Source organism: Streptomyces sp. NPDC111802, from assembly GCF_055634335.1.
The window spans coordinates 81,569-105,600 of the sequence record NZ_JBVKCZ010000035.1 but is presented as its reverse complement, the minus strand read 5'-3'; the positions used below and the strand labels follow the sequence as shown (position 1 = coordinate 105,600).

At 65.2% G+C, this 24,032-nt stretch carries 13 protein-coding genes and 2 pseudogenes; 11 read left to right on the top strand and 4 right to left on the bottom strand.

Annotated features, from left to right (window positions below; genetic code table 11):
• Positions 1-1,138: 1,138 nt before the first annotated feature.
• The 3 genes and pseudogenes from secF to ACZ7NC_RS32270 all read right to left on the bottom strand — a co-directional run.
• Positions 1,139-2,185 (bottom strand): annotated as a pseudogene (gene secF / locus ACZ7NC_RS32280) (protein translocase subunit SecF); the annotation flags it as partial.
• Positions 2,186-2,266: 81 nt separating this feature from the next.
• Positions 2,267-3,961: pseudogene (gene secD, locus ACZ7NC_RS32275) on the bottom strand (protein translocase subunit SecD); the annotation flags it as partial.
• Between the two features lie 363 nt (positions 3,962-4,324).
• A complete protein-coding gene (locus ACZ7NC_RS32270) occupies positions 4,325-4,753 on the bottom strand; it encodes an SsgA family sporulation/cell division regulator (protein ID WP_471493254.1) in 429 nt (142 codons plus the stop codon).
• A gap of 2,848 nt (positions 4,754-7,601) precedes the next feature.
• On the opposite strand from ACZ7NC_RS32270, the gene ACZ7NC_RS32265 reads away from it, so the two are divergent.
• The 5 genes from ACZ7NC_RS32265 (at position 7,602) to ACZ7NC_RS32245 (ending at position 16,276) form a co-directional block, all read left to right on the top strand.
• Entirely contained in the window at positions 7,602-8,186 is a 585-nt protein-coding gene (locus ACZ7NC_RS32265; protein ID WP_471493250.1) for a hypothetical protein, read from the top strand.
• Positions 8,187-8,846: 660 nt separating this feature from the next.
• On the top strand, positions 8,847-10,145 hold the full coding sequence (locus tag ACZ7NC_RS32260) for an alpha/beta hydrolase (RefSeq protein WP_471493248.1): 1,299 nt from the start codon (positions 8,847-8,849) through the stop codon (positions 10,143-10,145).
• Positions 10,146-10,929: 784 nt separating this feature from the next.
• Positions 10,930-12,015, top strand: a complete 1,086-nt coding sequence (locus tag ACZ7NC_RS32255; protein WP_471493245.1) for a C40 family peptidase — start codon at positions 10,930-10,932, stop codon at positions 12,013-12,015.
• A 2,654-nt stretch (positions 12,016-14,669) separates the two neighbouring features.
• Positions 14,670-15,491, top strand: coding sequence for a sensor histidine kinase (locus ACZ7NC_RS32250; protein ID WP_471493242.1), 822 nt, complete (start codon positions 14,670-14,672; stop codon positions 15,489-15,491).
• An 89-nt stretch (positions 15,492-15,580) separates the two neighbouring features.
• Positions 15,581-16,276, top strand: a complete 696-nt coding sequence (locus ACZ7NC_RS32245; RefSeq protein WP_471493239.1) for a response regulator transcription factor — start codon at positions 15,581-15,583, stop codon at positions 16,274-16,276.
• Positions 16,277-16,370: 94 nt separating this feature from the next.
• Here the strand turns inward: ACZ7NC_RS32245 and ACZ7NC_RS32240 are convergent, their stop codons facing one another.
• Positions 16,371-16,715: a hypothetical protein gene (locus ACZ7NC_RS32240; RefSeq protein ID WP_471493237.1), complete on the bottom strand. Its 345-nt coding sequence runs from the start codon at positions 16,713-16,715 to the stop codon at positions 16,371-16,373.
• A gap of 491 nt (positions 16,716-17,206) precedes the next feature.
• Between ACZ7NC_RS32240 and ACZ7NC_RS32235 the strand changes: the two genes are divergently transcribed.
• From ACZ7NC_RS32235 to ACZ7NC_RS32210, 6 genes are all read left to right on the top strand, one after another.
• Entirely contained in the window at positions 17,207-17,557 is a 351-nt protein-coding gene (locus tag ACZ7NC_RS32235) for a hypothetical protein (protein ID WP_471493235.1), read from the top strand.
• 169 nt (positions 17,558-17,726) lie between these two features.
• A complete protein-coding gene (locus tag ACZ7NC_RS32230) occupies positions 17,727-17,876 on the top strand; it encodes a hypothetical protein (RefSeq protein ID WP_471493233.1) in 150 nt (49 codons plus the stop codon).
• A gap of 83 nt (positions 17,877-17,959) precedes the next feature.
• Positions 17,960-18,373: a hypothetical protein gene (locus ACZ7NC_RS32225; protein ID WP_471493231.1), complete on the top strand. Its 414-nt coding sequence runs from the start codon at positions 17,960-17,962 to the stop codon at positions 18,371-18,373.
• Between the two features lie 394 nt (positions 18,374-18,767).
• Positions 18,768-19,133, top strand: coding sequence for an integration host factor, actinobacterial type (gene mihF / locus ACZ7NC_RS32220; protein ID WP_471493229.1), 366 nt, complete (start codon positions 18,768-18,770; stop codon positions 19,131-19,133).
• Positions 19,134-19,238: 105 nt separating this feature from the next.
• The gene (locus tag ACZ7NC_RS32215; RefSeq protein ID WP_471493226.1) at positions 19,239-20,048 is read left to right on the top strand and encodes a 3'-5' exonuclease; all 810 of its coding nucleotides are present in this window, start codon (positions 19,239-19,241) and stop codon (positions 20,046-20,048) included.
• 2,029 nt (positions 20,049-22,077) lie between these two features.
• Entirely contained in the window at positions 22,078-23,250 is a 1,173-nt protein-coding gene (locus tag ACZ7NC_RS32210) for a hypothetical protein (protein ID WP_471493224.1), read from the top strand.
• The last annotated feature ends 782 nt before the right edge of the window (positions 23,251-24,032 follow it).

The window sequence follows — 24,032 nt, the reverse complement described above, 5'->3', positions numbered from 1 at the left end:
GGCACACTGTATGCCGCAGGTGAGCACGTCCCGTGGCAGAAGTACGACATCGATCCGGACCGAGCCGTCGACACGGTATGCGCACGCGCCGGAGCTCCGCTGTCCCCAGCCGCTTGGAACAGGTTCCTCCCCGAAGTCCCCTACCGGCACCTGTGCCGGCCCTGAGCATACGCAGTCCCCCGAGCGCGCTACCACGTCCACAAGGCGCCCGACCCGAACCTGATCTCCACCGATGCGGACCTCGCCCGGGCTGCGCCGCCAGCACGTGTGGGCCAGCTACCCCACCGCCGGGAGATGAAATCAAAGACGTCCGTTTCCCCGGCACGAGGCAACCGTGAGAACTGCGTGCGCTCGCTCGTCGGGATGATTACCCGCTCATGTCCGTAACGCGCCTGCGCTGGGACGAGTTTGTGCGGACTGTGCGAAGCAAGATGATGATCGTGGCTGCCAGGCTCATGCGTTCACAACCAGCCCGGCAGTACACACGCTCCACGGGACTGCTGGCTGCAAAACCAAGACCCCGACCTGTTCCCGATCCAATGCCAGCGCGCATGGCCCTGCAGCGCGCTCTGGCCCTACTCGAAACACCCGACGACCCAGCGGCCCTCGCGGCTGCACGGCAGGCTGCATGGCGTGCCTTCGGCTTAATCCCCTACCCCTGGCAGGCACCCGGCTGCGAGAGCACCCGACGGGGATGGCGAACGCACACCTGCCTCGACCAAGGCTGCACACGGTGCGCCGCATACGAAGCCGGCGAACCGATGCCCGAAGACGAGCGGTAACAACCTTGCCAATCTCGTCCGCCGTCGGGCAGCCGCGTGCGGCGGGTCCGCCCTGGTGAAAGGGAAGATCGACCGCGCCTACGGCGAGACGTCTTCCGCCGCGAGCTGTCCGACGCCCTGCCATCCGTGAAGGCCCTCGAACGCGGCCGCGGCGATGACAGTACAAAGACGCCTTCCAGCCCCCGGATGCCGTCGGTGAAACTGGCTTGGCAGGGCCCGGACAGCCCAGCGAACGGCAACCCGCACCACCTCATGGTGAACAGGCGACGCCCACCCTGCCAGGACGTTGGTGAGGCTCTCTCTTGAGGGGGCCGAAGGCCGAGTCCGGCCGCTGCCCGAGGTACACGCCGCAGGGGTCATCGGTGCTTCCTGGAAACTCGGCCGCGGCCCTGGGTGCGAGTGGAGGGCTGGTTCCGCACACCCGCAAGCGCGGGCGCGGCGCCATCTGTCCGGCGGCCTGGGCGGGATCGCGTCTGCCCGAGGTTCGCCTTTGTGGCCGCCTGAGCACGCTTGGCCAGGACCCGCCTCTTGAGTGCCTGCATCGCCGGCTCACGCTCCTTCAGGTCGGCGACGATCGGCGTGGCGATGAAGATCGAGGAGTAAGCACCGGCCGCGAGGCCGACGAACAGGGACAATGAGATGTCCTTCAGTGTGCCCGTGCCAAGGAATCCGCCACCGATGAACAGAAGGCCGGCCACCGGCAGCAGGGCGACCACGGTGGTGTTGATGGAGCGGACCAGCGTGCTGTTGATCGACTGGTTGGCGATCTCGCTATAGGTGAACCGGCTCCGCCCGGTGATGTCCTTGGCCTGCTCCTTGAGGCTGTCGAAGACGACGACCGTGTCGTAGAGCGAGTATCCGAGAATCGTCAGCAGACCGATCACCGTGCCGGGCGTCACCTCAAATCCGACAAGGGCGTAGATGCCGATCGTGATGGTGATGTCGTGAATGAGAGCGACGAGAGCTGCTACTGCCATGCGCCACTCGAACGTGATCGCCAGATAGATCACCACGAGGACCATGAAGATGCCAAGGCCCTGCCAGGCTTTGTTGGCGATCTCTTCGCCCCAGCTCGGACCGACCAGGTCTGCGGCCAGCCGCTCCGGGTCAAGGTTGAGGTCCTTGGCCAGTTCCTGCTTGATCTGGTCCGACGCGTCGGTGTCGATGCCGGCGATTTGGATGCGCAGGCTGCCGTTGCCGAGCTTTTGCACGATCGCCTCATGGCCGGAGGCGTCGTGCGCGTATTCCTCCGCCTTCGCGACGGACATACTCATCTTGGCCGGCGTCGTGAAGACCGCTCCGCCCTGGAACTCGATGCCCATGTTCAGGCCGCGCACTGCCAAGCCGACGATGGCCGTGAGGGTAATCAGTACGGAGAGCCCGTACCAGATCTTTCGGTTGCCGACGAAGTCGTAGCTGATCTCTCCGCGATGCAGCCGAGCGCCGAGGCCGCCCGGTCTCGACCTCCGCTGATCTCTCCTTCGTCCGCCACGACGCCCGGAGCGGCGCAGCAGCGGTTTGGCGCCCAGGCTCTTTGGGTCAAGACCGGACCACTTGTGGCCATTCGCGAAGAACGGGCGGCGGGCGAGACGTGTCATCAACGGCTTGGTGAAGCAGAAGACGACGATCACGTCGAGCAAGGTAGTCAGGCCGAGCGTGAAGGCGAAGCCCTTCACCTTGCCGACGGTCACGGTGAACAGCACGGCGGCGGCGAGGAACGACACGAAGTCGGAGACCAGGATGGTGCGCCGAGCGCGAGGCCAGGCCCGCTCGATCGCGGGGTACAGCGAACGGCCCTCTCGGATCTCGTCCCGGATGCGCTCGAAGTACACAATGAATGAGTCCGCGGTGATACCGATGGCGACAATGGCACCGCAGACGGCCGGCAGGTTCAACGCGAATCCGATGGCCGGACCGAGCAACGACATAATCGCGTAGGTGAGGATGGCGGAGACCGCCAGGGAGGCCAGGGCCACAACCGACAGGCCTCGGTAGTAGACCACCAGGTAGATCACGACCAGGGCGAACCCGATGGCGCCGGCGAGCAGTCCGGCGTGCAGCTGCTCACCGCCGAGCGCGGCGGTCACCGTGGTGACGGTCTCTTCTTTGAACGACAGCGGCAGGGCGCCGTACGACAGCATGTTGGCGAGGTGCAGTGCCTCCTGCTGTGTGAAGCTGCCCGAGATTTCTGCCTGGCCGCCCGTGATGGCGGCCTGCACGTACGGGCTGGAGACGACCTGGCCGTCGAGGACGATGCCGAACTGATTCTGCGGTTGCTGCTTTGTGGCTAGTTCGCCGGTGATGTCGGCGAACTTCTGCGATCCGCTGGAAGTGAAGTCCATCTGGACCTGCCAGCCGGCGGCGCCTTGGGAGTCGAAGACCGCTTGGGCCTTCTTCACCTCGGTGCCATCAATAGCAGCTGGGCCGAGCAAGTACTTGTACCAAACCTTGTTGATCTCACCGCAGGCCAGGACGGGCTCACCGGGCTTGGCGTTCTTGCCGGCCTTGGCGCGCTCGGCGGATTGGGAGCAGTCCAGGGCCGCATACCGAGTCTGCATTTCAGATGCTGTGATCGAGCCGCCCGCGGAGGCGGTGGCCGATGGCTTGGAGCTGTTCCGGTCCGATGCGCCCGGCCCGCGCCCCCTGGCGGTGACGGAAGCAGCAGGAGACGAGGACACCTTTTGTCTGGGCGAGGCGCCAACCGAGGGGCCTCTGCCCCCCTTGGGGGAGGCGCCGCCACGGTGAGACGCGCTCGGCGACGGCCGCTTTGGGGTGCTGCTGGGCTCGCTGGTCAGGACCGGGCGGAAGTACAGCTTGGCGGTGGTGCCGACCTGCTGCCTGGCCTCCTTGGAGTTCGTGCCCTTGGGGATGTTCACGATGATGTGGTCGGTCCCCTGGGTCTGTACCTCCGCCTCAGAGACGCCTAAGCCATTGACGCGGCGGTTCATGATGTCGACCGCGGTGTCCATGTTGGTCTTGTTGATCACTGAGCCCTGGTCGGCTCTCGCCTTGAGCGTGATGCTCGTACCACCGACGAGGTCGATTCCGAGACGCGGAGTGGTGTTGTCGGAGACGAGCATTCCCCCGGTCATCGCCACGAGGGCGACCAGAATCAGGGCCAGCGCGTGCCCTGGCCTGTTCTGTGCGTCCGCTCTCCGGCCCTTGTTAGGTACAGCCACCGTTCGTACTCCCTCTCGGGGCCGCCCCGCGCTTGACGGGCGCGGCGGCCATAACCTGGTGCCGGGCTCCCCCGACGGAACAACTCATCCCCGCGCTGTGCTAGGCCCCGTTGCCCCGTTCTCGGCGGTATTGTGCTTAACCGGCACCCGCACCGAGCTCCCATATCACCGAGCCCAGCATGAGCGAATCGAGCTATTCAAACGGTGTGCCGAGCCGGACGTAGCGTGTCGCTGCGGCCTTGGTCGCGGGCTCGTCGCCAGACGTGCTTCTGGCCGAGCAGAGCGTGGTGCTCCCGTCACCGGGCCGACTACGAGAAGACGTCCACCATCATCTCGATGATGGTGTTTGGCAAAGGCGAGGCTTCACTCCCGCTGAATCGGACCGTCTCGCATGACCGAGTCCAAGCTTCTCTCAAGTGCCCCACCGACGTCTTCGTGACCTGGCACAACCAGGGCATACGAGCGTCGCAGGAAGTCCGCGAGGACCGTCGTTTGGAACTGGACAGGAAGTATTTCTCCGGCGGAGTGGAGCTCCAGAACCGTGCCCGAAGGACAGCACGACCATATGCGGACGCTCCCGCTGCCAGCGTCGTTGTTCAAGCCCTCCGACAGCAGATCCCTGGCGAAGATCCACGTCTCCGGCCAGTCTCCCCGTGTCGCCTGAACAGGGAGGGTGAGGTGGATCGCCAGCGGGTCCGTCGACGAGTAGCGGAGGGTGGCCAGGAACGGAACCGGTTTGTCCTGTAAGGCAATGATCCGGGCTTCAGCTACCTGCGTGAAGGTGACGTCCATGACAAGCCTCTGCGTTTTGTTTCGGGTTGAGCCGGTACTCCTATTCCCCTACGACCCGGCACAGCACTGATTCGCTACGCGAGATCCAAGCACCTCTGTTATGAGATGCATCACAGGTCTGCGAACCGGCATCTCTAATGATTAGTTGAACAGCATCCCGGCCGACTGCCCTTACCAACTGTCCGGCAGGCGCGATCACCTGTCACCTCCCCTACTCACGTCGACTCAAACTGCCACAATGGGGCCAGACTTGCACTCGATTCGGCGAAATCGAGGTTGGAATTCGAGTCTCAGCCTTCCATGTGTCCTGCCGGGAGCGGCACCTTCTCGCAGCTAAGGGGCGACGACCACCTCAACCGCAGGCCATGCTCAACACCCAGATACCCGCCCCGATCGATTCCGCGCCGCGCAACGCGCTTTCTGAGACCGGCACGCTCGGCACCTACCGGATACTGAACAAGCATGCGAAATGCTTGACGATTAGGACCCCTTGAGCGAAATGGAAAGACAGCGGTCCCATCGATCCGCCCGTTGAGGTGGATAAGGGTGCCCACCACCAGCCAAGCCTGCTCTATTGTTCGGACCCGCCAAACCAAAGCAGGAAATGCCGCCATTTCATCCATAAACGGACATAGTTGACAAAGCGCCTTCTGTGGGGCCAGACAGTATGGCTTCACTTGCGGGACGGAGAGACGATGCCAAGGAACATGCCCATTCCACCGCAGCAGCGCTCTGGTTCCAACCTGCGCTGGCCCGCGCTCGCCGATTCGCACTCGCCAACTGGTATCGCGCCACGTTGCCGAGGCCGGCAATGAGCCCTAACCGTTGATGGCGTATCGTCCAGGCCGTATGTGATCTGGCGGGGCCCCCGGGCAGACGCGCACGCCGATTTCCGTGCGGACTACGAGGCCGAGACCGCCGGGGGCATCGATCGGCTCTCCGAGCGCGGCCGGAGTTCGCGGCCATGACGCGATTCCTCCGACCTGAGGCTGCGAGTGCGCGGAGTCGCCTCGCCCCTCTTCACGAGCTCCGTCATCGTCACACTCCGCTCATGGGCCATAGCGCCGGTGGAACCGAGTGAAAGGCGGCAGGCGCCGACAGCTTGCCTCGGCCGCGGGAAGGGTCGCCGCGTTCTGCCCGACCACAAGGGGTCTACGCCGGGCAGAACGCGTGAGCGACCCCAGCTCATTATCACCCAAATGACCCCAAATTGATAGCTTTGTCGTAAATCGCAGCAAACGGCTGGACAAGAGTGCCGTTTCACAGCGTCATGGGGAGTGAGCCAATTGCGTGACACGACGTCATATCCCCAGCCGACGCAGACTCCGATATGTGGGACTGGGTCCGACTACGCCCTCTCCTCCGCAGGGTCCCCGTGTCCTCCTACTCCAGCGATACGGGGACCTGGCGGTAGTCATCGCTGGGGTGAGGCACCACCCTCCCAGGGCCTTACCTGCTGGTGGAGTGCCGGGCAGCGGGGAGTTACGAACCACCGTTGAAGCACCTCAGACGGCCCTACTGTGCATTCGCGCATGTCACTGATTACGCCACCGCGCCACCAAGCGACGTCCTGACCTGCCTGCTCCGCAGCGTAGTTGTTCTCGACCGCGGACAAGGCGGTGCCCCGGGTCGCTCGGGAGGCCCGGGGCGCCGCTTCATCTGCCGGTCCGCGACTGGGGGGAAGCGCGACCGGCCAGTCCAGTATCAAGGCCCTACCTCGGCGGCGCATTTCAGGTCGGCAGCAATGTCCTTCTCGCAAGTTGTGGCACCCGCCGCCGTAGGGCGAAGGGTTCGCCCAATACCGCCCTCAGAACCACAAGCGCGCCCCGTACACAAATCTGCGGAACAGCAACACGGGATTCAACGCTCTCACGTCCCCGGCAGCGCAACCGTCTTCCCCCGCAGACCACATAGCCGATCTACTGGGTAAAGCCGGGACACCCGGACTCCGCTGTCCCGGGGGTCCCCCGCTCGGGACTGCCGGTGCGCCGCCATGTACGTCCCACTCCCCCCTGCGGGACGAAACCCTCAAGCATGGCGACGCACCGGCCTGCACACAGGCCACAGCCCCCAGGGCAACCCCGGCTTTCCGGTTGCTGGCGGCCCGTCATTCAAGCCACGCCCACTGTTAGGGCACCGCCATGTACACGGGTAGCCGTTCAACGTCACCGCCGGACCCGTTTGTCGGTGGGCTCAGCGCCGCCCCGACTCCTTCCGGCGCCGCCGCCGCAAGCTGGCCGGGGCGCGGGCCGGCCGTGGAGGCTGTCGTACCGTGCCGTCATGGCCCAGTGCACGGCGGGTCGGTCGGCGAAGAGCGCTGCCGTCCATCCCCTCGTCGTGGATGAGCGCGAAGACGGGGAGCTCCGTACGCTCCCCTCCCCCGCCGGTGGTCGCCCTCGAGGCTGCGCCTACTCCAACGCAAGATCACCAGGCGACCGAGGCCGGGGGACGGTGCTCCACTAAGGGCAAGAGCAGGCAGGATGCCCGTCATTTACCTTTCGTTCTCAATGGTTGCAACAATGGTGATGCACCGCACAGGAGTGAAGGTGCTTTCTTCGTATCAAATGCCCGTCTCGCCGTGTCGTAACGCTGCAGGGACCACACTGGTCAAGGCTGAGATAGGAACTGCATTCTCCATGGACCTCCTCAAGCAACCGGCCGACGCACCATTAATCCGCGTGCGGGCATGCCGATGATGCGTGCGCAGCAGACCGTGCAGACGGACACGACTGAGGTTGACCAGGTCCTGACGTGTGCGTTCCCGGGGTGCAAGCGGCCGCGGATGACCAAGCGCCCAGGCACTCCGGGCCGAGCCCCCAAGTACTGCAGGGATCCGCACCACAATGCCATGACCGCGTACCAGGCCAGGAAGAGCACCGCCGAGGGCGCAGCAGACAAGGCGATCAGGGAACTGGAAGAGGGCAGGGCCCGGTTCGAGACCGAGACCAAGCGGATCGCGCGGGACGCACAGGCCGCCGTCGACCGCGCACAGGCCGAGGCCCAGCGCCATGTCGCGGAGATACAGCAGCTCTTGCAGGCGGAGAAGGAAAGAGTCCTTGAGGCCAAGGCGGAGGCCATGCGGAACGGCGAGCGGGCCCGTATCGCCGAGGACCGCGCCCGGGATGCCGAGGTAGCCGCCCGCCGTGCCGCCGACCACGCCGATGCCCAGCTCCAGGCCGCCAAGACCATCCGCCAGGAATTCCATAATGAGCTGCAGCGCGCACGCGAAGATGCCGAAAGCTATCGCAACCGCGTCCACGGCTTGGAAACCAAGGTCGATGACCTGCGCGAACAGCTCGACTGCGCCCGCGACAAGGCACGGTCCGCCGAAGATCGGGCCCGGGCTGCCGAGTTCCAGCTCCGGGGCCAATCAAGGAAGGCATGGCCGGAGCCACCCACGGTTTCCCTCTCGAAGCGGTGTTTTCCTCGCTAGGAGCCAGTCCCGCCAGTCCCTGGTGTGCGGTTCCGCGCAAGCCGCTACGGCTCAGATCGCCAGCAGAGGCGTTTCTCTCAACACGTGTCCGTCGCCATGCGGGCGGCCGTAGCGGAGCGGGTGCAGGAGGACGGTGCATGTTCCGCATCCTCGCGCAGGTCGAAACCCGGGATGAGAACGGCGGCGCTGCTGACATACGCACTCGTACCGGAGGCGCATTTCCACATGCGGCCATTTCGCGACATCTCCTGGCCATCGGCAATGCCACAGAGGTGAGTGCGTGGTGGTAGCCATGGGGCTGGTTGAGCTGCCAGGCCGACGGGTTGTCATTACGCTGCTTCAAGAACTGGGCGTGTGGAAGCGGGGAGGTTGGCGGTGCCGGAATGCGCACGGCGAGTGTCAACTGGCCGACTGCGATTATCCCGGGCGCCGGTGAGTGCTGCGGCGGTTCTGCTCCTGGCGCTGACCAGTGCCTGCGACACCGACGAACGCGGGGCTAGCAGCCATGCGGACGGCATTGCTGAGCTGGCTGCACAGAAGCCTCACTGGGCGCGCTGTCCCGCCCCGGCCGCGGAATCAACCCGGTCTGCCAACGACCCCAGGTGGGAGTGCGCTGCGGTAAAAGTGCCGGTGGATTGGTCCGACCCCGGCGGGGAGCGCATGGAACTGGCCATCATCCGAGCCCGGGCCACCAGGCCCGGAGACAGGATCGGCTCGCTTGTCTTCAACTTCGGCGGCCCGGGAGACTCTGGTGTGGCCATGCTGCCGGCGGCCGTGCAGACCTATAAGGGTTTCGAGGAACTCCGCACCCGCTACGACCTGGTCAGCTTCGACCCGCGAGGTACCGGCGGCAGCCGCCCGGTCCACTGCCTGGACGACTCCGCCCGGGACGAGGCTTCCGCCGCCGACAGCACACCCGACACCCCGGCCGAGCAAGCCGCACTCCTGCGACTGGCCCGTACGACCACCCGAGCCTGCGCCAAGCACTCGGGCCCCATGCTGGCGCACATCGGCACCCGCAGCACCGCTCGTGACCTGGACCTGCTGCGCCAGATCCTCGGCGACGACAGGCTGTCCTACGTCGGCTTCTCGTACGGCACAGAACTTGGCGCCCTGTACGCCCACCTGTTCCCCGCTCGCGTCGGCCGGACGGTCCTCGACGCCGTCACCAACCCGGCCCAGACCCCCGAACAGAGCGCACTCGGGCAGGCGAAAGGCTTCCAGCTGGCCCTGGAGGAGTTCCTCGCCGACTGCACCAGCACACAGCCCGCCTGCCCACTGGGAGGCGAACCTGAGCAAGCTGAACGCAAGATCGCGGCCCTGCTTGACAGACTGGAGCACAAGCCCCTGCCCACAAAGGATGGCCGCCCACTCACCCAGACCCGCGCGCTCAACGGCGTCATCCAGGCCCTCTACGCGGAAAGCTACTGGCCTCACCTCACTGGAGGCCTCAAGGAAGCCCTTCGGCAGGGCAGTGGGAACATCCTCCTCGCCCTCTCGGACGCGCTGACGGGACGCGACCCGCAAGGCCATTACAGCACCACTCAGCCTGCCGCCATCGCCACTCTGTGCGCCGACACCCCCCACCGCTACACACTCCAGCACATCAAAGACAGCCTGCCGGCCTTCGGTGAAGCCTCACCTGTCTTCGGCCACCACTACGCCTGGACCCAACTACTGCAATGCACCGAGTGGCCCACTCGCGGCACACCCAACGTCCCCGTCACCGCAAGGGGTTCCGCACCCATCCTCCTCATCTCCACCACCGGCGACCCCGCCACCCCTCACACCAACCTCGCCCCCATGGCTGACCAACTCGGTGCGAACGTGGCCATCCAGATCACCCATCGTGGCAACGGCCACACCGCCTACGGCACCAGCCCCTGCATCACCGACATCGTCAACAGGTACCTACTGGACGGCACCTCCCCGAAGGCTGGCACCACCTGCAACGACTGAACGCCCCACCCAGGTGCAGCAATCACTGTCTCCTTCGACGTGGTGGACACCGCGGGGCCTCGAAGTGATCAGCCCGTGTAGCGGAGCTCTCCGGTCGGACCAGGATCGCCGCGAACTGCCCGTCGGATCGGGGCCGGCAGGCGCAGACTCAGCAGGTCGGCCGCGACCGGCAAAGGTCCCTCCAGCGGAGGTGCGTCCGTAGGCTGGGGCTGTAGAGCCGTCATGATGGGAGGCAAGCTCCCTCTAAATGGGTGGGTCGAGGCCCGGGGACGGCGGATTCTTGGCGGTAGGTCGCCGTTCCCGGGACGACCTGTTCGTGACCGCTGGTTGTGTTGATGCTTACCGCATCCGTGCGGCCTCGTTCTCGCTTTCGCCTCTGCCCTCAATCCGTAGGCGTCCGGCAGCGGTCATCCAACTGACTCGCACACGCGGTCGGAGGGGCAGCGAGCAGAAGGTGCTCGAACGGCGCGAAAGCGCCAGACAGCCGTGACCAGATGGTGGCGCATCTCGTTGAAAGCGCTAGCGCGTACATGCACATCCGAATCCTCCCTCGGATACGCGTTTCGGGCCCGTACCGCTGCAGCGGTGCGGGCCCTTGCATGAGGTCGCCCATGGTGTAGTCGCCCCCTCGAGGCCTGCGTCGGGATACCACCGACCCCCTGTGTGATCCGGCAGCACCGGGGCCAGAATCCGGCCGTCTTCATGCTTGCACTTCGTCATATCTCGCTTCGCCAGAGCTCTATAAGTCCACTGACGAGAAATCAGTTATTGGAGCTGAGGTGGTATGGGACCCAGCAAGTGCGGCACACGCGCGATGGCCGTGACCGTAGTCTGTACGGTCACCATGCTTGTGACACCTGGGGTGACCTTCGCGAACCCCACTCCGGCGCCGACGCCGTCTCTATCCCCCATTGCCGATCCACCCCTCCCACAAACGAAGGATCTCAGGGCAGTCCGCAAGAAACTGGACCAGCTTTACCATGATGCGGCCGTCGCAACCGATGCCTACAACGCGGCAGAGGAGGCGTCCAAGGATCAGTCGGGGCGAATCATTGAGCTGGCTAAGCGAAAGGTCAAGTTACAGCAGAGGGTTGCTTACTTGAAGGATCGGGCCGGTGCCGCGGTCCGCACCCAATATCGTACCGGCGGCGTGTTGCCCGAGGCGCGGCTGATACTGAGCGACGACCCGGAAGAGCTCCTCGATAATGCCGCCGTCCTACTGCAGGGCGAGCGCGCCGCCCATGGTCTGATCAAGGAAATACTCCGCGCCCAGAAAGACTTGGAGCGATACGCAAAGGCCGCCTCGGCGCATTGGCAGAAGCTGGAGGCCCAGCGCGAGGCGAAGGCAGCGGCCGAGAAGGAGGTTGCGCAACAGATCGCGGCGGCCGAGAGACTCGAGTCCAGGCTGGAGAAGAAAGAGAAGGAGCGGCTCGCCCAGTTGGAGCGGCAGGCCGAGCTCAGAGCGCAGACCGCCTGGCTGAACACGGGCATTCTGAAGAGCGTCAAGAGCCAGGTGACCGAGGCGGGCATGCGGGCTGTTCAGTTCGCTATGGATCAGCTCGGCAAACCGTACGTATGGGGCGCCGAAGGCCCGGATTCATACGACTGCTCAGGGCTGACGTCGCAAGCCTGGGCCGCGGCCGGCCGCCCCATTGTGCGCACGTCGCAGGAGCAGTGGGCGCGACTCAAGCGCGTCGACATCAAGGAAATGCGCCCAGGCGACCTCATCATCTACTTCGAGGATGCCAGCCATGTCGCAATGTACATCGGCGACGGCGCGATGGTTCATGCCCCGCGCCCGGGACGGACCGTGACGGTCGCTGGAGCCGGCTCAATACCAATTCTGGGAGTCGTACGGCCGGACGCGTAGGTCAATCCAATCGGAGGCCTTAAACCGGTTGAAGCAGCGCGCTCAAGGACATGGCGTCGGCGGTAGCTCTGCCGGTCGGACCCAGGCGGCGCCCGCCGCGGTGACCGCGATAGTGCCTGTGTCGTCGCTGGTCCGTCTTCTCTGGGGTGCTATCTGCGATGCCGCGTTTGCGCAGGTAGCGCGGAAGCCGCGGGGACTTGTACGGCGAGAGGGCGGCCTTGGCGGCCGCAGCTGACTTCCGTCATTTACATCATCCGCGTCCCGGGCATCGCCTGCAGCCGAGCCGGCCCCCCGCGTCGTTCCGGCGAGTCGTCAGGTCCCCGGCGCTGCCGGAGTCAGCATGGGTCTCGGGTTCGTATGTCATGCTTCGCCGCTCCTACTTATTGGCCCTCGACGGGAGTGGGTTCCATGCGCAGGCTCTCCTACCCGTCGAGGGCGCTGGAAGAGTCTTAACCAAGACCGCCTGCCACTGTCGAGCGCCGACTGACGTGGTCGGAAGCCCTGCCGGCGGTCATCTGAAGAAGAGCCGCTTACACATCCGTTAGCTCGCCGGGGTGGATCCGCCCTAAGCGGGCCCACTGGTCATCGTTGCGCGGCCAGCGACTTCCCGCGGCCCGGCGAACAGTTCGACGTCTACGCCTCCACAATGTGTGGCTGGTTGCCGAAAAATCGAGCAGCTCTCAGCGTGTGCAGTACTCGCACCCGTTCCCTCAAGAAGATCCCCCGGAAGAGTGGCCCCCGACCACAAACGCACCGGGGAACGCCGGTGAGGATCTGATGCGCCGACGGCATCGTGGGCGCCAGGAGCATTGCGGTAGACAGCGGTGATCAGCGCCAGGATCAGGGTTGGCTTTCAACCCAACCCGAGCCCTCTACGCCAACCAGAACGCAACCGTGATTCATGTCATGCCACCAGACGGCGAGGAGGGCTGGTGAGTATCGGAGGTAGTTGTCGGCCTCATGTGCGGCAGCGGGTTATCACTTCTCTGCGCAACAAGTGTCCACACGCCATTCAGCTTGTGCATGCGCTGACATCTCTCAAGCCCCAAGTCGCGTGCCGGACGGCCGAGGGGTGCACAAGGTGGGGGGTGACATCGTCGGAATGGTGTGTTCTTCTGAGATCAGGCCCTTAGTTACGGTGGGTATACCAGGCCGAGTGGCTGTCTCAGCCGGCGAAGTCCGGCGGGCACAGCAGGTGCGGGAGAGGACAAGTCCACACGGCGTAACTCCAAGGCGCAGGCCGGGAGTCAGATTTCGTACCGAATAGTGAGATGTGAGGGAACAGGGAAAATGGGCGTACCGTCACTCCGACGCGTGAATGGCTGTCACCGTAAGCCGGGCACGAAGACGGCGCGGAAGATCCGAATAGCAACTCTTGCTGGCGCAGCGGGACTGAGTTCCCTGGCAATACTCTCATCGAACCCTGCCCAGGCATCTACGTCCCCGGTAGCATCGCACGAGGATTCAACATACGCGCAGGCCTCAGCGACCCAGTCTTCCAGCGGGGGTACGAGCGATAGCTCGGCACAGTCTGTAGGCAGCAGCGAAGAATGGGCTCAACAGGCTGTCGCCCTGTGGGAAAAGACATGGGACCAGTTATCGGAAGCCGAGAAGACTGAGGAGAATGCGTCAGCCATCACTCAGGGCGTCTACAAGAAGCTCCAGGAGTACGCACAGAAGCTGCACGATGAGGCGCAGAAAACCCAGGGGGACACGACCAGCCTGGACCAAGCCCTGGAAGAGAACCTCACAGCAGTCGAAGAAGCTCTCAAAGAGACACAGGCTGCTTACGCTGCAGATGAAAGCACTCAGTCCGGAGCAGGCAGCGCGAAAGCAGGCGCTACCGGATGCGCAGGCTCCAGCGCAGCGCCCAAGGCCAAGTAGACCGGCACGGGGAATCCTGGGTGAGCTCGCGAGGGCCGAGATGCAGGGTAGTCGCCTGAAGGTTTCCAGCGTGCCTTTGAGGGCTGGCGACGCCGACGAAGTCGCCGTCGCGGCCCTCTCCCATCGTGCAGCTGATCAGGGCCATGAGAGGTCAGATCGATCGCCGTCGGCTGGGTGGCTGCCCTGACGCCTGACCGCTCGCTGAACAGGCTGCCACCACGTTCCGCGGGAGGCGGACGGAGCGCTCAGTGGGTATTTCGATTATGGAGAGTAGGGGCATGGCCGCTGCTGCGGGGATGGGGCCGGGAGTCGGGGCGGGCTTGGTGTCCCGCCTGTTTCTGCCGACGGCCATGCCGAGTCCCGATGCCAGTGCGCACAGGGGCGGACGCCACCGAGCTCATGCAGTCAGCCACTCACACCGAGCTGTGCGCGACTGGGTCGCCGACGTCGGAAGTTTCGGCTTCGCCCTGCTTCTTTGCCTATTCCATCTGTGGGGGATGGCGAACGATCCCTTCGTCCCGAGGTCTCAGCTGACGGCTGAGGCCCTCGTGAGCGCGGCTGCCTGCGCTTCGGTGTGGCTGCGCAGGCGCTGGCCGGTTGGGCTGGCAGTGATGCTGTCCGTCGCTTGCACCTTCTACGTCAGTCCCACCGGTCCAGGGCTCGTGGCTCTGTACACCCTCGCCGCGCAACGGCCATTCCGCGTAGTCGCGGCCGTTGGCATACCAGCGCTGCTCAGCTCGCCTGTCGCCCTCCTCCTGCACTCTGCGCCCTTGCAGCAGGTCATGTCGTGGACCTTGACTGGGATGGGGTTGATCTGCGCGGCCCTTGGATGGGGCATGTTCGTGCGATCACGGCACCAGCTTGTGTTGTCGCTGAGCGAACGTGCTCAGCGCGCCGAGGTCGAGGCTGGACTGCGCGCGGAGCAGGCACGTCGGCGGACGCGTGAGGAGGTGGCCCGGGAAATGCACGATGTACTGGCACACCGGCTGTCATTGCTGAGTGTGCACGCAGGCGCCCTGGAGTTCCGGTCGGACGCCTCGCAGGACGAGATCGGACAGGCTGCCAAGGTGATCCAGGAGAGCGCCCACCAGGCCCTCGAGGACCTGCGTGAAGTAATCGGCGTCCTGCGCACCCCGGAGGGCGATGGGTCCGCGGAGGGCCGCCTGCAGTCGAACCTCACTGACCTGAGCCGGCTGCTGGAAGAGTCACGGACGTCGGAGGCCGACGTAACACTGGTGGACAAGGTGGGGGTCATGAACGCCCCGGTCCCCGAGCGGGTGGGACGCACCGCCTACCGGATCGCCCAGGAGGGCCTTACCAATGCCCGCAAGCACGCCCCTGGTGCGGACGCGGTGGTAACCGTGACCGGTCAGCCAGGGGAAGGTCTGGCCATCGAGGTACGCAACCCACTGCCCGCCAGGGACCGAACCACTGGCCGACGGCGGTCGGCCATCCCGGGCTCAGGGCAAGGCCTCATTGGTCTGTCCGAACGCGCCGCCCTGGTTGGCGGCCGTCTCGAACACGGCTCTACGGCCTCCGCAGACTTCCGCCTCTACGCCTGGCTGCCCTGGCCCACCGCCGACGCCGCGTAGTGCCCCACCGCACCGCACAGGAACTCCCGAGCGCGAGGGGACGTGGGCGTCGGATCGCGACCTGTCCGGCAGCCTCATACCCTGGCCGTATGTGTGAGCCCCGTGACCGGCCGTTAGAGGGCCGTGTGCGTGTCCTGCTCGTGGACGATGACCCGCTCGTGCGGGCGGGGCTGCGGCTGATGTTCGGCGGTACGTCGGACATCGAAGTCGTCGGGGAAGGCTCGGATGGGGCCGAAGTGGGCAAGCTGGTCGATCAGTACGCGCCGGACGTCGTGCTGATCGACATCCGAATGCCCGTTGTGGACGGTCTCGCCGCAACCGAGGAGTTACGGCGGCGAAGACACGCCCCCGAAGTGATCATTCTGACGACATTCCACGCAGACGATCACGTGCTGCGTGCTTTGCGAGCCGGCGCTGCTGGGTTCGTACTCAAGGACACCCCGCCGCCACAGCTCGTGTCGACCGTTCGAAAGGTGGCGGCAGGAGAACCGGTGCTGTCACCGACCGTCACCCAGCAACTTATCGCACACGTGGCCGAGTCGGGGCACGGAGCACGGCGCAATAGGGCGTGTGATCTGCTCGGCCGACTCAATGAACGGGAACGTGAAGTCGCCCTTGCCGTGGGAGAAGGCAAGACAAACGCCGAGATTGCGGCTGGACTCTACCTGAGTGTTCCGACAGTCAAGACGCACATCTCGCGCATCCTGACAAAGCTCGATCTCAACAACCGCGTTCAGATCGCACTCCTCGTACACGACGCCGAAATGCTGGACGAGCCTCGCTGAAGTGCCTCCAGCTTGAATCACGCGTCTGTACGGTGAGCGCTCGAGCCGGATGCTATGGACGATCAGCTGATCGAGACAGCGAGGCCGGGATTCCTCACGCGGCGCTGCCCCTGGGCAGCCGGTACCGGCATACGGGGTCATGGTCGCGGCCAAGGCTCGTCCACCAGCGCTCGCAGCAGGCGGCGTCGAGCTCACCCTGGACAATCCACTCGACAACTGCGCTACCGCGGTCTTTCCGCCGGGCCTCGTCCGCCAGACGACGCCGTTGTTCACCGATCACGCTCTCTCGCACGACAGCGATGAGAGGGACGACACTGGCGACGACGAACAGACACTCAACCCACACCGGACCATGTCCGAATGCGATGCCCGCAGTGCAGGCCAGTCCAACGCTGGTGGTGACATAGAGAACGCACAGGAGGCGGCTGAAACAGTTCATCGTCCTTCACCATCCATCGAGAGGCCCCCTCGTCCAACTGCGCACAGCGTTCTTGGATTCGGGTGATTTTGCGGTGGCGTTGCGTAACCGGCCGGGTGCCCGGGAGAGGCTCAGCCCAGGGGCGGCGAGGATGAGCGCGACCCGACCCTTGGACTTCGCCGCCGGTGGGCGTGCCATCGGGCCGCGGCCTTGGCCCCTATATGTCATCGCCGAGGTTCACTCACGTGCCGCTCACGGTGCGGGCTGAGGATGCCGATGGCCGTACCAAAACAGGTCGTGGACCAGTTAGCGGATACGGAGCGATGATGGCGGCAGGGATGATCGTCGGCGCCTTGGCGGCGGCAGTGCTGGCGACGGGTTCGGACCCGGGGGCCGCGCGGGATTGCTTATGGCTCAGAGCCGCAGGAACCTTCGCGCCCCCGACGTCCCTCATTCCGTCAGCCGCCAAGACGTACAACCTTGACCTCGTCCCAGCCAGTTCACGCATCGTGGTGGAACAGCACAGCGACCAGGGTTCGACCGAGGTCCGGCTGCGCGTGTGGGGTATGGAGCCGGGCCATGCCTACGGCGTACACGTCCACCAAAGGCCGTGCGGCCCGTATCCGCTGGACTCGGGGGGTCACTATCAGCACCGGCCGTCCACCGACCCGGCGCACGCCGACCCCGGAAACGAGGTCTGGCTCAATTTCAAGGCGGCTTCGGACGGCACGGGTTACGCCCGTACGCGCGGCAGTTGGTCCTTCCGTGCCGGCGAGGCAGGCTCCGTAGTACTGCACAGGGACCAGAGCGGGGCTGGTGAACGGCTGGCCTGCTTCACCGTGCCATTCGTCCCCCTGGGCTGAACCGAATGCACGTGCAGCTGAGCATGGTCGACTGGAGGGCTACCTTCTGGCCGCAAGACGCGATCAACGTCCGAAAAATATCCGTTTATTTCTCAAAAAGTACGTAACGCCCAACGTCACAGATGTGTCCTATATGTGACAGTTCAGCGCACCGAGAAGTGATCAAATCATGACTGACACCGACCTGGCCAACTGGCTCAAGAACGCTCGTACCATGTCGCAGGCAGAGGTGGATCAACGGGCCGCTCAGCGTGACCGCAACGACGCCACGGCCGAAGAACGATTCGAAGCCGTCGCGATGAGTGGGTTAGGTCGCTGAGAGGCAGCGGCACGGGACGGACAGTGCTCGCGGACACGGAACGTGCCGGGCACCTGCGTCCACATGGACTCGTTACCCCCTATATGAGCTCTGAACGCTTACGGCAGTGGCGCCGTCCAGCTCCTGGCCTCGAAGTGCCCCTGCAAAGACCGTTCCGCCTGGATGACCTGCGACATGTACGGCTGGCCGCGCGCCGGGCGGGCAACCCGTTCTTCACCCATGCCCGGATCGACCCGGGCTACGCCAGGGTCGTCTTCTGCGGCCGAGGCCTGCTGTTCGCCGCGCATCACGCGGAGCCCCGCCCCAGCTGGCGTGCCTACCTCGCCTTTTTCGCACCGATGAACGGCGGCGCCTGGTTCTCCCTCCTGCCCCACGCCAACCAACACGCCGATGCGGCGGCGGCGCGCTTGCAGGCGGAGGATCTAGCTGCGCGGATGCACACCCGAACCTGGCAGCAGGCGCTTGGACTGTTCGTAGCCCGAACCCGGGCGGCCTGACTTCTGAACTCCCCGTGGAGAATGCAGCGGGAGGGGCGCCACCAGTAACGGCCGATTCTGCAGAACCGTTTCGAAACAGCCTCGTTGTACGACATACGCTGGTTCCCTCCCGGCCCGTCAGGTCCGCACAGCCGTCACACTCGTGCGGACCTGATGCCGTGAACAGCCCGCCACCCCATATGGCGCTGCACCCTCCTTCCCGCGCTCCGCCACATGCCCAGCACTGAGGGAGAGTCACGCAGGTGGGGATCGACAGCGGCTGCCTCAAAAATCCCGTTTACTTACCACACGTGCCGCCGACGGATACGTCGGCCCCTTGTGCGGGCCCCCATGACACGTCAGGTCATCGGCCAGATTGACCTCGGCCGATCAGTACGACGAGCAGGAGCTTCGTATGCCAGTTCCCCCCTTGACTCCGCAGCAGCGCCGGGCTGCCTCCGACAAGTCCGCTGCGGTGCGGCGAGAGCGTGCTGAGGTCAAGAACGCGCTCAAACACGGCAGGGTCTCGCTCGCCGAGGTGCTCGACAGTAAGTCCGAGGTAATCCGCAGAATGCCGGTCCGTACTCTTCTGGCCGCGCTCCCCGGCATCGGAAAGATCCGTGCCCAGAAGCTCCTCACTGAGCTGGAGATCTCCGCCTTCCGCCGTGTCCAGGGCCTCGGCCCCCGGCAGCGGGAACGTCTGCTCGCGCGCTGCGTGACCACGCGTGGCCCGGAGCCTGGAGCCGTTACGCACCGCCGTTTGTATGGGGACGAGCAGTAACTGCCGCAGCCATGTGGTGTCCGAGGCTCTCGTGACCGTCCGGCCGGTACGGTGAAAATGGATCATCCGTGGTGCAGCCGGTGCCGGCCGGGGAAGGGGAGCGCGGTGACCTTCGCCGAGCCGACTCACTTAGACGACCTGTTCACCCGTCGCGTAGATGAACATGCCGTGCAGTTCGTCCGCCCCGCCGGCACCAATCGGACCATCTGGGCCGTGTACGCCAACCGTCAGTATCAGGGCACAGTGAGCGCCGAATACCACGACGGCCGGGCACCGTTATGGCGCGTACTGGCCACCCAAGAGGAGTACGCGAGTCTCGACGACGCCGTTCGTGCGCTTCGGCGTCCGGCATCCTGGGCGCGCGAGCGCGAGCAGGTTGCCCGCTGGGCCCGTGGCCTGCTGGCCAACGACTCGCTCCTGGTGGTCGATGTGCAGACCGCCCGTCCGGATAACGCCTGCGCGGTGCAGATCACCGCCGTCGACCGCGGCGGCGCTCTGGTCTTCGACGAGTACGTGCGGCCGGACGCCGTCGTCGACCCGATCGCACTGGCCGTGCACGACATCGCCCCGGAACACATCGCCCAGGCTCCGTCCTTCGGCGAGCTGCTGCCCGCCCTTTCCGATGTGCTCTTGAACCGCACCCTGGTTTCGTACGACGCCGGTTTCCACCGCGCTGTCTTCGAGCGCGAACTAATCGGCCACCATGGCCATGCCGCAGTCGCCCAGGAGTGGCTGGGCCGACTCCGCTGGGAGGACGCGATGCTCCGGTGTGCGGTGTGGCGAGGGCTGTGGTCTGCCAGGGACGCCGCCTACTGTCGTGAGCCGCTGGGCGGCCTCCACAGCGGGGCCGGCAACTGCCGACTCTTGCTCGCGAAGCTCAAAGAGATGGGCGCCGTCGCACCCGCCTCCTGGTGACCTGAGGCAAGCCGTCCGCATGGCAGGGCCGAGCCCTCTCCCTGGGGCGCAGGTCATTCAGAGGAGGAGAGGGCCCGGGGACGCTGGGCGCCGCTGCCCACCCTCACGGACAAGGGCACACGGCGCGCGAGCCGAGGCTCTTGCTTACTCAGGGAGCAAGCAACGGCGTCGCTCATTCCAACGACCTGGTCGCCGAGACGTTACGCCGAGTGGGCTACCGCTGCGAGGCCGAACTCATCGGAGGCAGTCGCGTCGGATTCTCCTGGCGGGTGAATCCCTCAATGCTGCCCGATATGAAAGCAATCCCCACGTGTGAAGCGGGGGTGGCGTTTGCCTGGCGTTTGAGGGGAAATGTGGCCTTGAGGCCTCCATCTGCCCCACCGTAGCAGCCGGAACAGACGGCTCCGGGGAGGGTGCGTATGCGTCAAGAGTGGAAGCCTGACCACCTGATAGCGGACGGTTCGAGGGCAGCCGGAGTGCGGGTCCGCCTATCCGAAACCGTGCCGGGCCAACCGAAGACTCCGCTGCGCATGGCCCCGCAGGCGGCCGTGCCCGGCGAGCGGCGGAAGGTACGGCGCGAGGCGGGCTCGACGGTCAAGAGGCCGACATGGGACCGGATTGTTGTGGAGCACGTGCTCCTGATCCTCGTCGTCTGTTCACTCGTCCTGAGCCTGCTGCTGGCAGCGACAAACGGGTAGGGGCAGCCGGAATTCAAGCCCAGCCGCCGAGGGAAATAACCATTCGGGCCTGTATGACAGGGGGCGTCATCGCCCCTCCGGGCCAGGTTGCCAGCAAGGACGAAGCGACCCAAGCGACCGAGGGCCAGAGCCCGCGACTCGATCCCGGTGAGCCGGCGGTGAGTGTCCACCGGGCAGTTCGTTGCAGACCGCTTGTGAATTGACACCTGAAAGCCGCTCAACAGTCCTAGAGTTCCCGCCTGACCCCGTCCCCGTCACCCGATCCGTGGCCAGACCACCTCGTTGCTGCCAGTCCCTCGGATCGTGCCGCTCTTACTGAAACTGCAACACGAACCCCTCCTCGTCCGCACCTTGGCGGCAAGTCGCGATCCGCAGCTTTAGCCAGCCTCGCCAACGGGTTGCCCCACCCCAGTTTGCCTGTTACGGAGGTTCGATTTGCAGAATGATCACCTACGGTCTCAACAGGCGTACCATTGCTGTGATTTGAGTCATAAAGCTGGCAGCGGCATTGAATAGACACAGTGACCCAAGAACGCGCATTGAAGGTGTGCGTGGGACCAATTTGTCATGCAAGGTACAACCCGCGCATTAATTGCCTCGCGGTATGTCTACTTCGTGACACGTACAGCATCACGCCCTGTTGGTATTCGGGCCAGTTGGTACAGCCAGGCGGCGGCGAGACCGTCGAACTGGCGTGTTCTCATAGCGGTGTCAGCCATCGCCCGGGGTATCTCTCCCTGGACGAGTCGTTGTTGCGCCCCCGGCGTATGCGTGCCAGGTGGATCACCGCCCGCATCGCAGTACTGAAAGAGGAACGAAGAGTTGATGGCCCTCCCTCCAGGAAAGCCCTGCCGCAGGCGATCACCAGCGGCGGACAATCCGGTGAAGTGGAAGCCCATCGCCTGGACTTCAGACTGCACCGGAGTCCCTCGGAGCCTGGACCGGAATGGCCGGGGACACCTGGCGAAGTCCTAAAGGACCACGTCACACAGCAAGGCTGGCGCAGCAGTAGAGGCCCACGGGGTGACGATCAAGATCCCGTGTGCCCATCGATCGGCAGACAGCCGATCTCGTACCCCCTTCGCTGAGCGATGGGCCTGAACGGCGACACAAGGAACAGGAACGTGGCAGGACGTCATAAGAAGGCGCGTAGAGAGCTCTCCTCGGCGCAGACGCGAGTGCTGCGCGGCAGCGTGGTTGCAGCACCCATATGCGCAGGCTTGTTAGCCGGAGCGACAAACGCGTCTGCACAGGTCAACACCTTGCCCTCAGGCTCGGGCACGCACGCCCCCGCCTTGAAGGGAACAGGCTCGGGCACTGGACAACCGCCAGTGATCACCTGGGACTACATGAATGGTGTCGATCCGGCTTCGCAGCACATCATTCTCCAGGGGGTTCAAAACTGGGACCAGGCGCTGCGTAAGCAGACAGGCACCACCGCGCCGTGGTTCACGAAAGGATCGCAGGGCGGTACCCCTGCGTTGCTTTTCAACGTAGCCAGGCTCAACCGCGGGCTGGCCGGGCTGGCGGGCGACAACTGCACCTTCACGCGTGTCCAGTGTGGTCACGGTCAACGGGTCACCCTCAACTCCGACTGGTGGCATGGCCGGGCCAACGATGAGCAGAAGCTGGGTGTTGTTGCCCATGAGATAGGGCACGCCCTGGGGCTTGGCCATGCGACAGGGGGCAGAGATTCCGTTCCTGGGAACTCTGATGAAGTCATGAGACCGACGATTGCGTACCGTGGGGCTCCTGGAACACCGTCTGCCAATGAGACGGCGGCAGTAGCAAAGATTTACGGCCAGTCGTCAAAGGGGCCGACCGCCCCCCTCACCCCGCCCACACAGCAGCCCGGCCCCAAGCAGAATGAGCCTGTCGTCAAGCAGCCTCAGCCTCGAACTCCGCAGGACGGCTGGCAAGGTGAGTGGCGGCGCAACAGCCAGGGGCAGTGGCAAGGCAGCTGGCAGCGAGACGGCTGGCAGGGTGACTGGAAGCTGGTCGACGGCAAGTGGCAGGGCCAGTGGACGCCGGTGGAGAAGGAGCGGCCGGCGCAAGGGCAGCAGCAGACTGAGCAGGAGGGGCAGGCCCGTGTGCAGCAGGCTGCTCTAACAGAAGAATCGAATCTGCCGCAGTCGCCCACTGGCACGCAGAGCCAGAACCCGTATCAGCACGCCGGTTCGACTGCCCAGGCTCCGGCTGCGGATAGCGCTCGCGGTGCGACGGACGGCTCGGCTGCGGGCGGTTGGAACACCCTGGGCGGTACTCATACCTCGGGTGGTGCGGATAATTCTGCTGCAGGGAGTGCACCGCACACGGCTGGCACCGATGCATGGCGTCAGCAGGGGGCGGATGCGTTGGGTTCGCAGCAAGCCGGCGCCGGGAACACCTGGCAGCAAGCAGCCCAGTTTGCGGTCACCGGGACGGCTCAGCAGGCTGAGCAGGACCAGAGCAGGTGGCAAGCCGCACCTGGCGGTGGTTACTCGGGTGGCGGCTACTACGGGTAAGCCCGCTTCCTAGCGACGGTTTCCTGCCGCGCCCCTGCCCCGTGACGACCTCGGGGCGGGGGCGCGAGCTGATTCGAGTTCGTGGAGCCCTCAGCTTGCGCTCGAGCGCACCCAACTCCTCGCCGGTGGCCGGGCCCAGGCGGACAGGCCCAGGGCTGGGCAGCGCGACGTGAATCGCGTTGTCGCCGAGGACCTGGATCGAGTGCACCACCCGGGGCGGCGCCTGCGAGCTTGACGGTGATGCCGGTGACGGTTTCTTGCAGACGGCATCCACGGTGACTCTGGTGACGGTCGCGGGCATATCCGGATTGGCGCGCACTGGCGATGGGCATAACGGGGCGGCGTCTCTGGCAGGCGGGATCGGGGGCCACGGATGTGTGAGTCCCGGCCTGCGCCGGTGCAGCGGACATGGCTGGCGTGCGTGATGCAGTCAGGGCGGCCGCCGCGGCGCGGGTTGATCGATGCGTTCAGTCGAATGCTCAACAAGTTCAAGGGGAAGAGCACGAAGGGCGATGTCCAAGCTGGCTCTCGCGTCGGTCCCCGACCGGGAGTTCTAGGCGGCGCTGCTCCTCGTCTTCTGGCAGCCCGTGTCATGATTGCGGCCAAGGCTCGTCCACCAGCGCTCGCAGCACGCGGCCTCCAGTGCCGCCTGGAGGATCGACTCGACGGCTTCACTACCGTGCCTGGCCCGCTTGGACGTCACCTCCCTCATATGCCGTCGCTCGTCGCAGATCATGGTCTCGCGTACAACTGCGATAACCGGGACGAGAGCGGCGGCAGCG

What these genes read in the sequence shown, in the direction of transcription:
- ACZ7NC_RS32270 (WP_471493254.1), bottom strand. Translation starts at nt 4,753, where the DNA reads ATGGACGTCACCTTCACGCAGGTAGCTGAAGCCCGGATCATTGCCTTA.
- ACZ7NC_RS32265 (WP_471493250.1), top strand. Translation starts at nt 7,602, where the DNA reads ATGACCGCGTACCAGGCCAGGAAGAGCACCGCCGAGGGCGCAGCAGAC.
- ACZ7NC_RS32260 (WP_471493248.1), top strand. Translation starts at nt 8,847, where the DNA reads ATGGAACTGGCCATCATCCGAGCCCGGGCCACCAGGCCCGGAGACAGG.
- ACZ7NC_RS32255 (WP_471493245.1), top strand. Translation starts at nt 10,930, where the DNA reads ATGGGACCCAGCAAGTGCGGCACACGCGCGATGGCCGTGACCGTAGTC.
- ACZ7NC_RS32245 (WP_471493239.1), top strand. Translation starts at nt 15,581, where the DNA reads ATGTGTGAGCCCCGTGACCGGCCGTTAGAGGGCCGTGTGCGTGTCCTG.
- ACZ7NC_RS32240 (WP_471493237.1), bottom strand. Translation starts at nt 16,715, where the DNA reads ATGAACTGTTTCAGCCGCCTCCTGTGCGTTCTCTATGTCACCACCAGC.
- ACZ7NC_RS32230 (WP_471493233.1), top strand. Translation starts at nt 17,727, where the DNA reads ATGACTGACACCGACCTGGCCAACTGGCTCAAGAACGCTCGTACCATG.
- ACZ7NC_RS32225 (WP_471493231.1), top strand. Translation starts at nt 17,960, where the DNA reads ATGAGCTCTGAACGCTTACGGCAGTGGCGCCGTCCAGCTCCTGGCCTC.
- mihF (WP_471493229.1), top strand. Translation starts at nt 18,768, where the DNA reads ATGCCAGTTCCCCCCTTGACTCCGCAGCAGCGCCGGGCTGCCTCCGAC.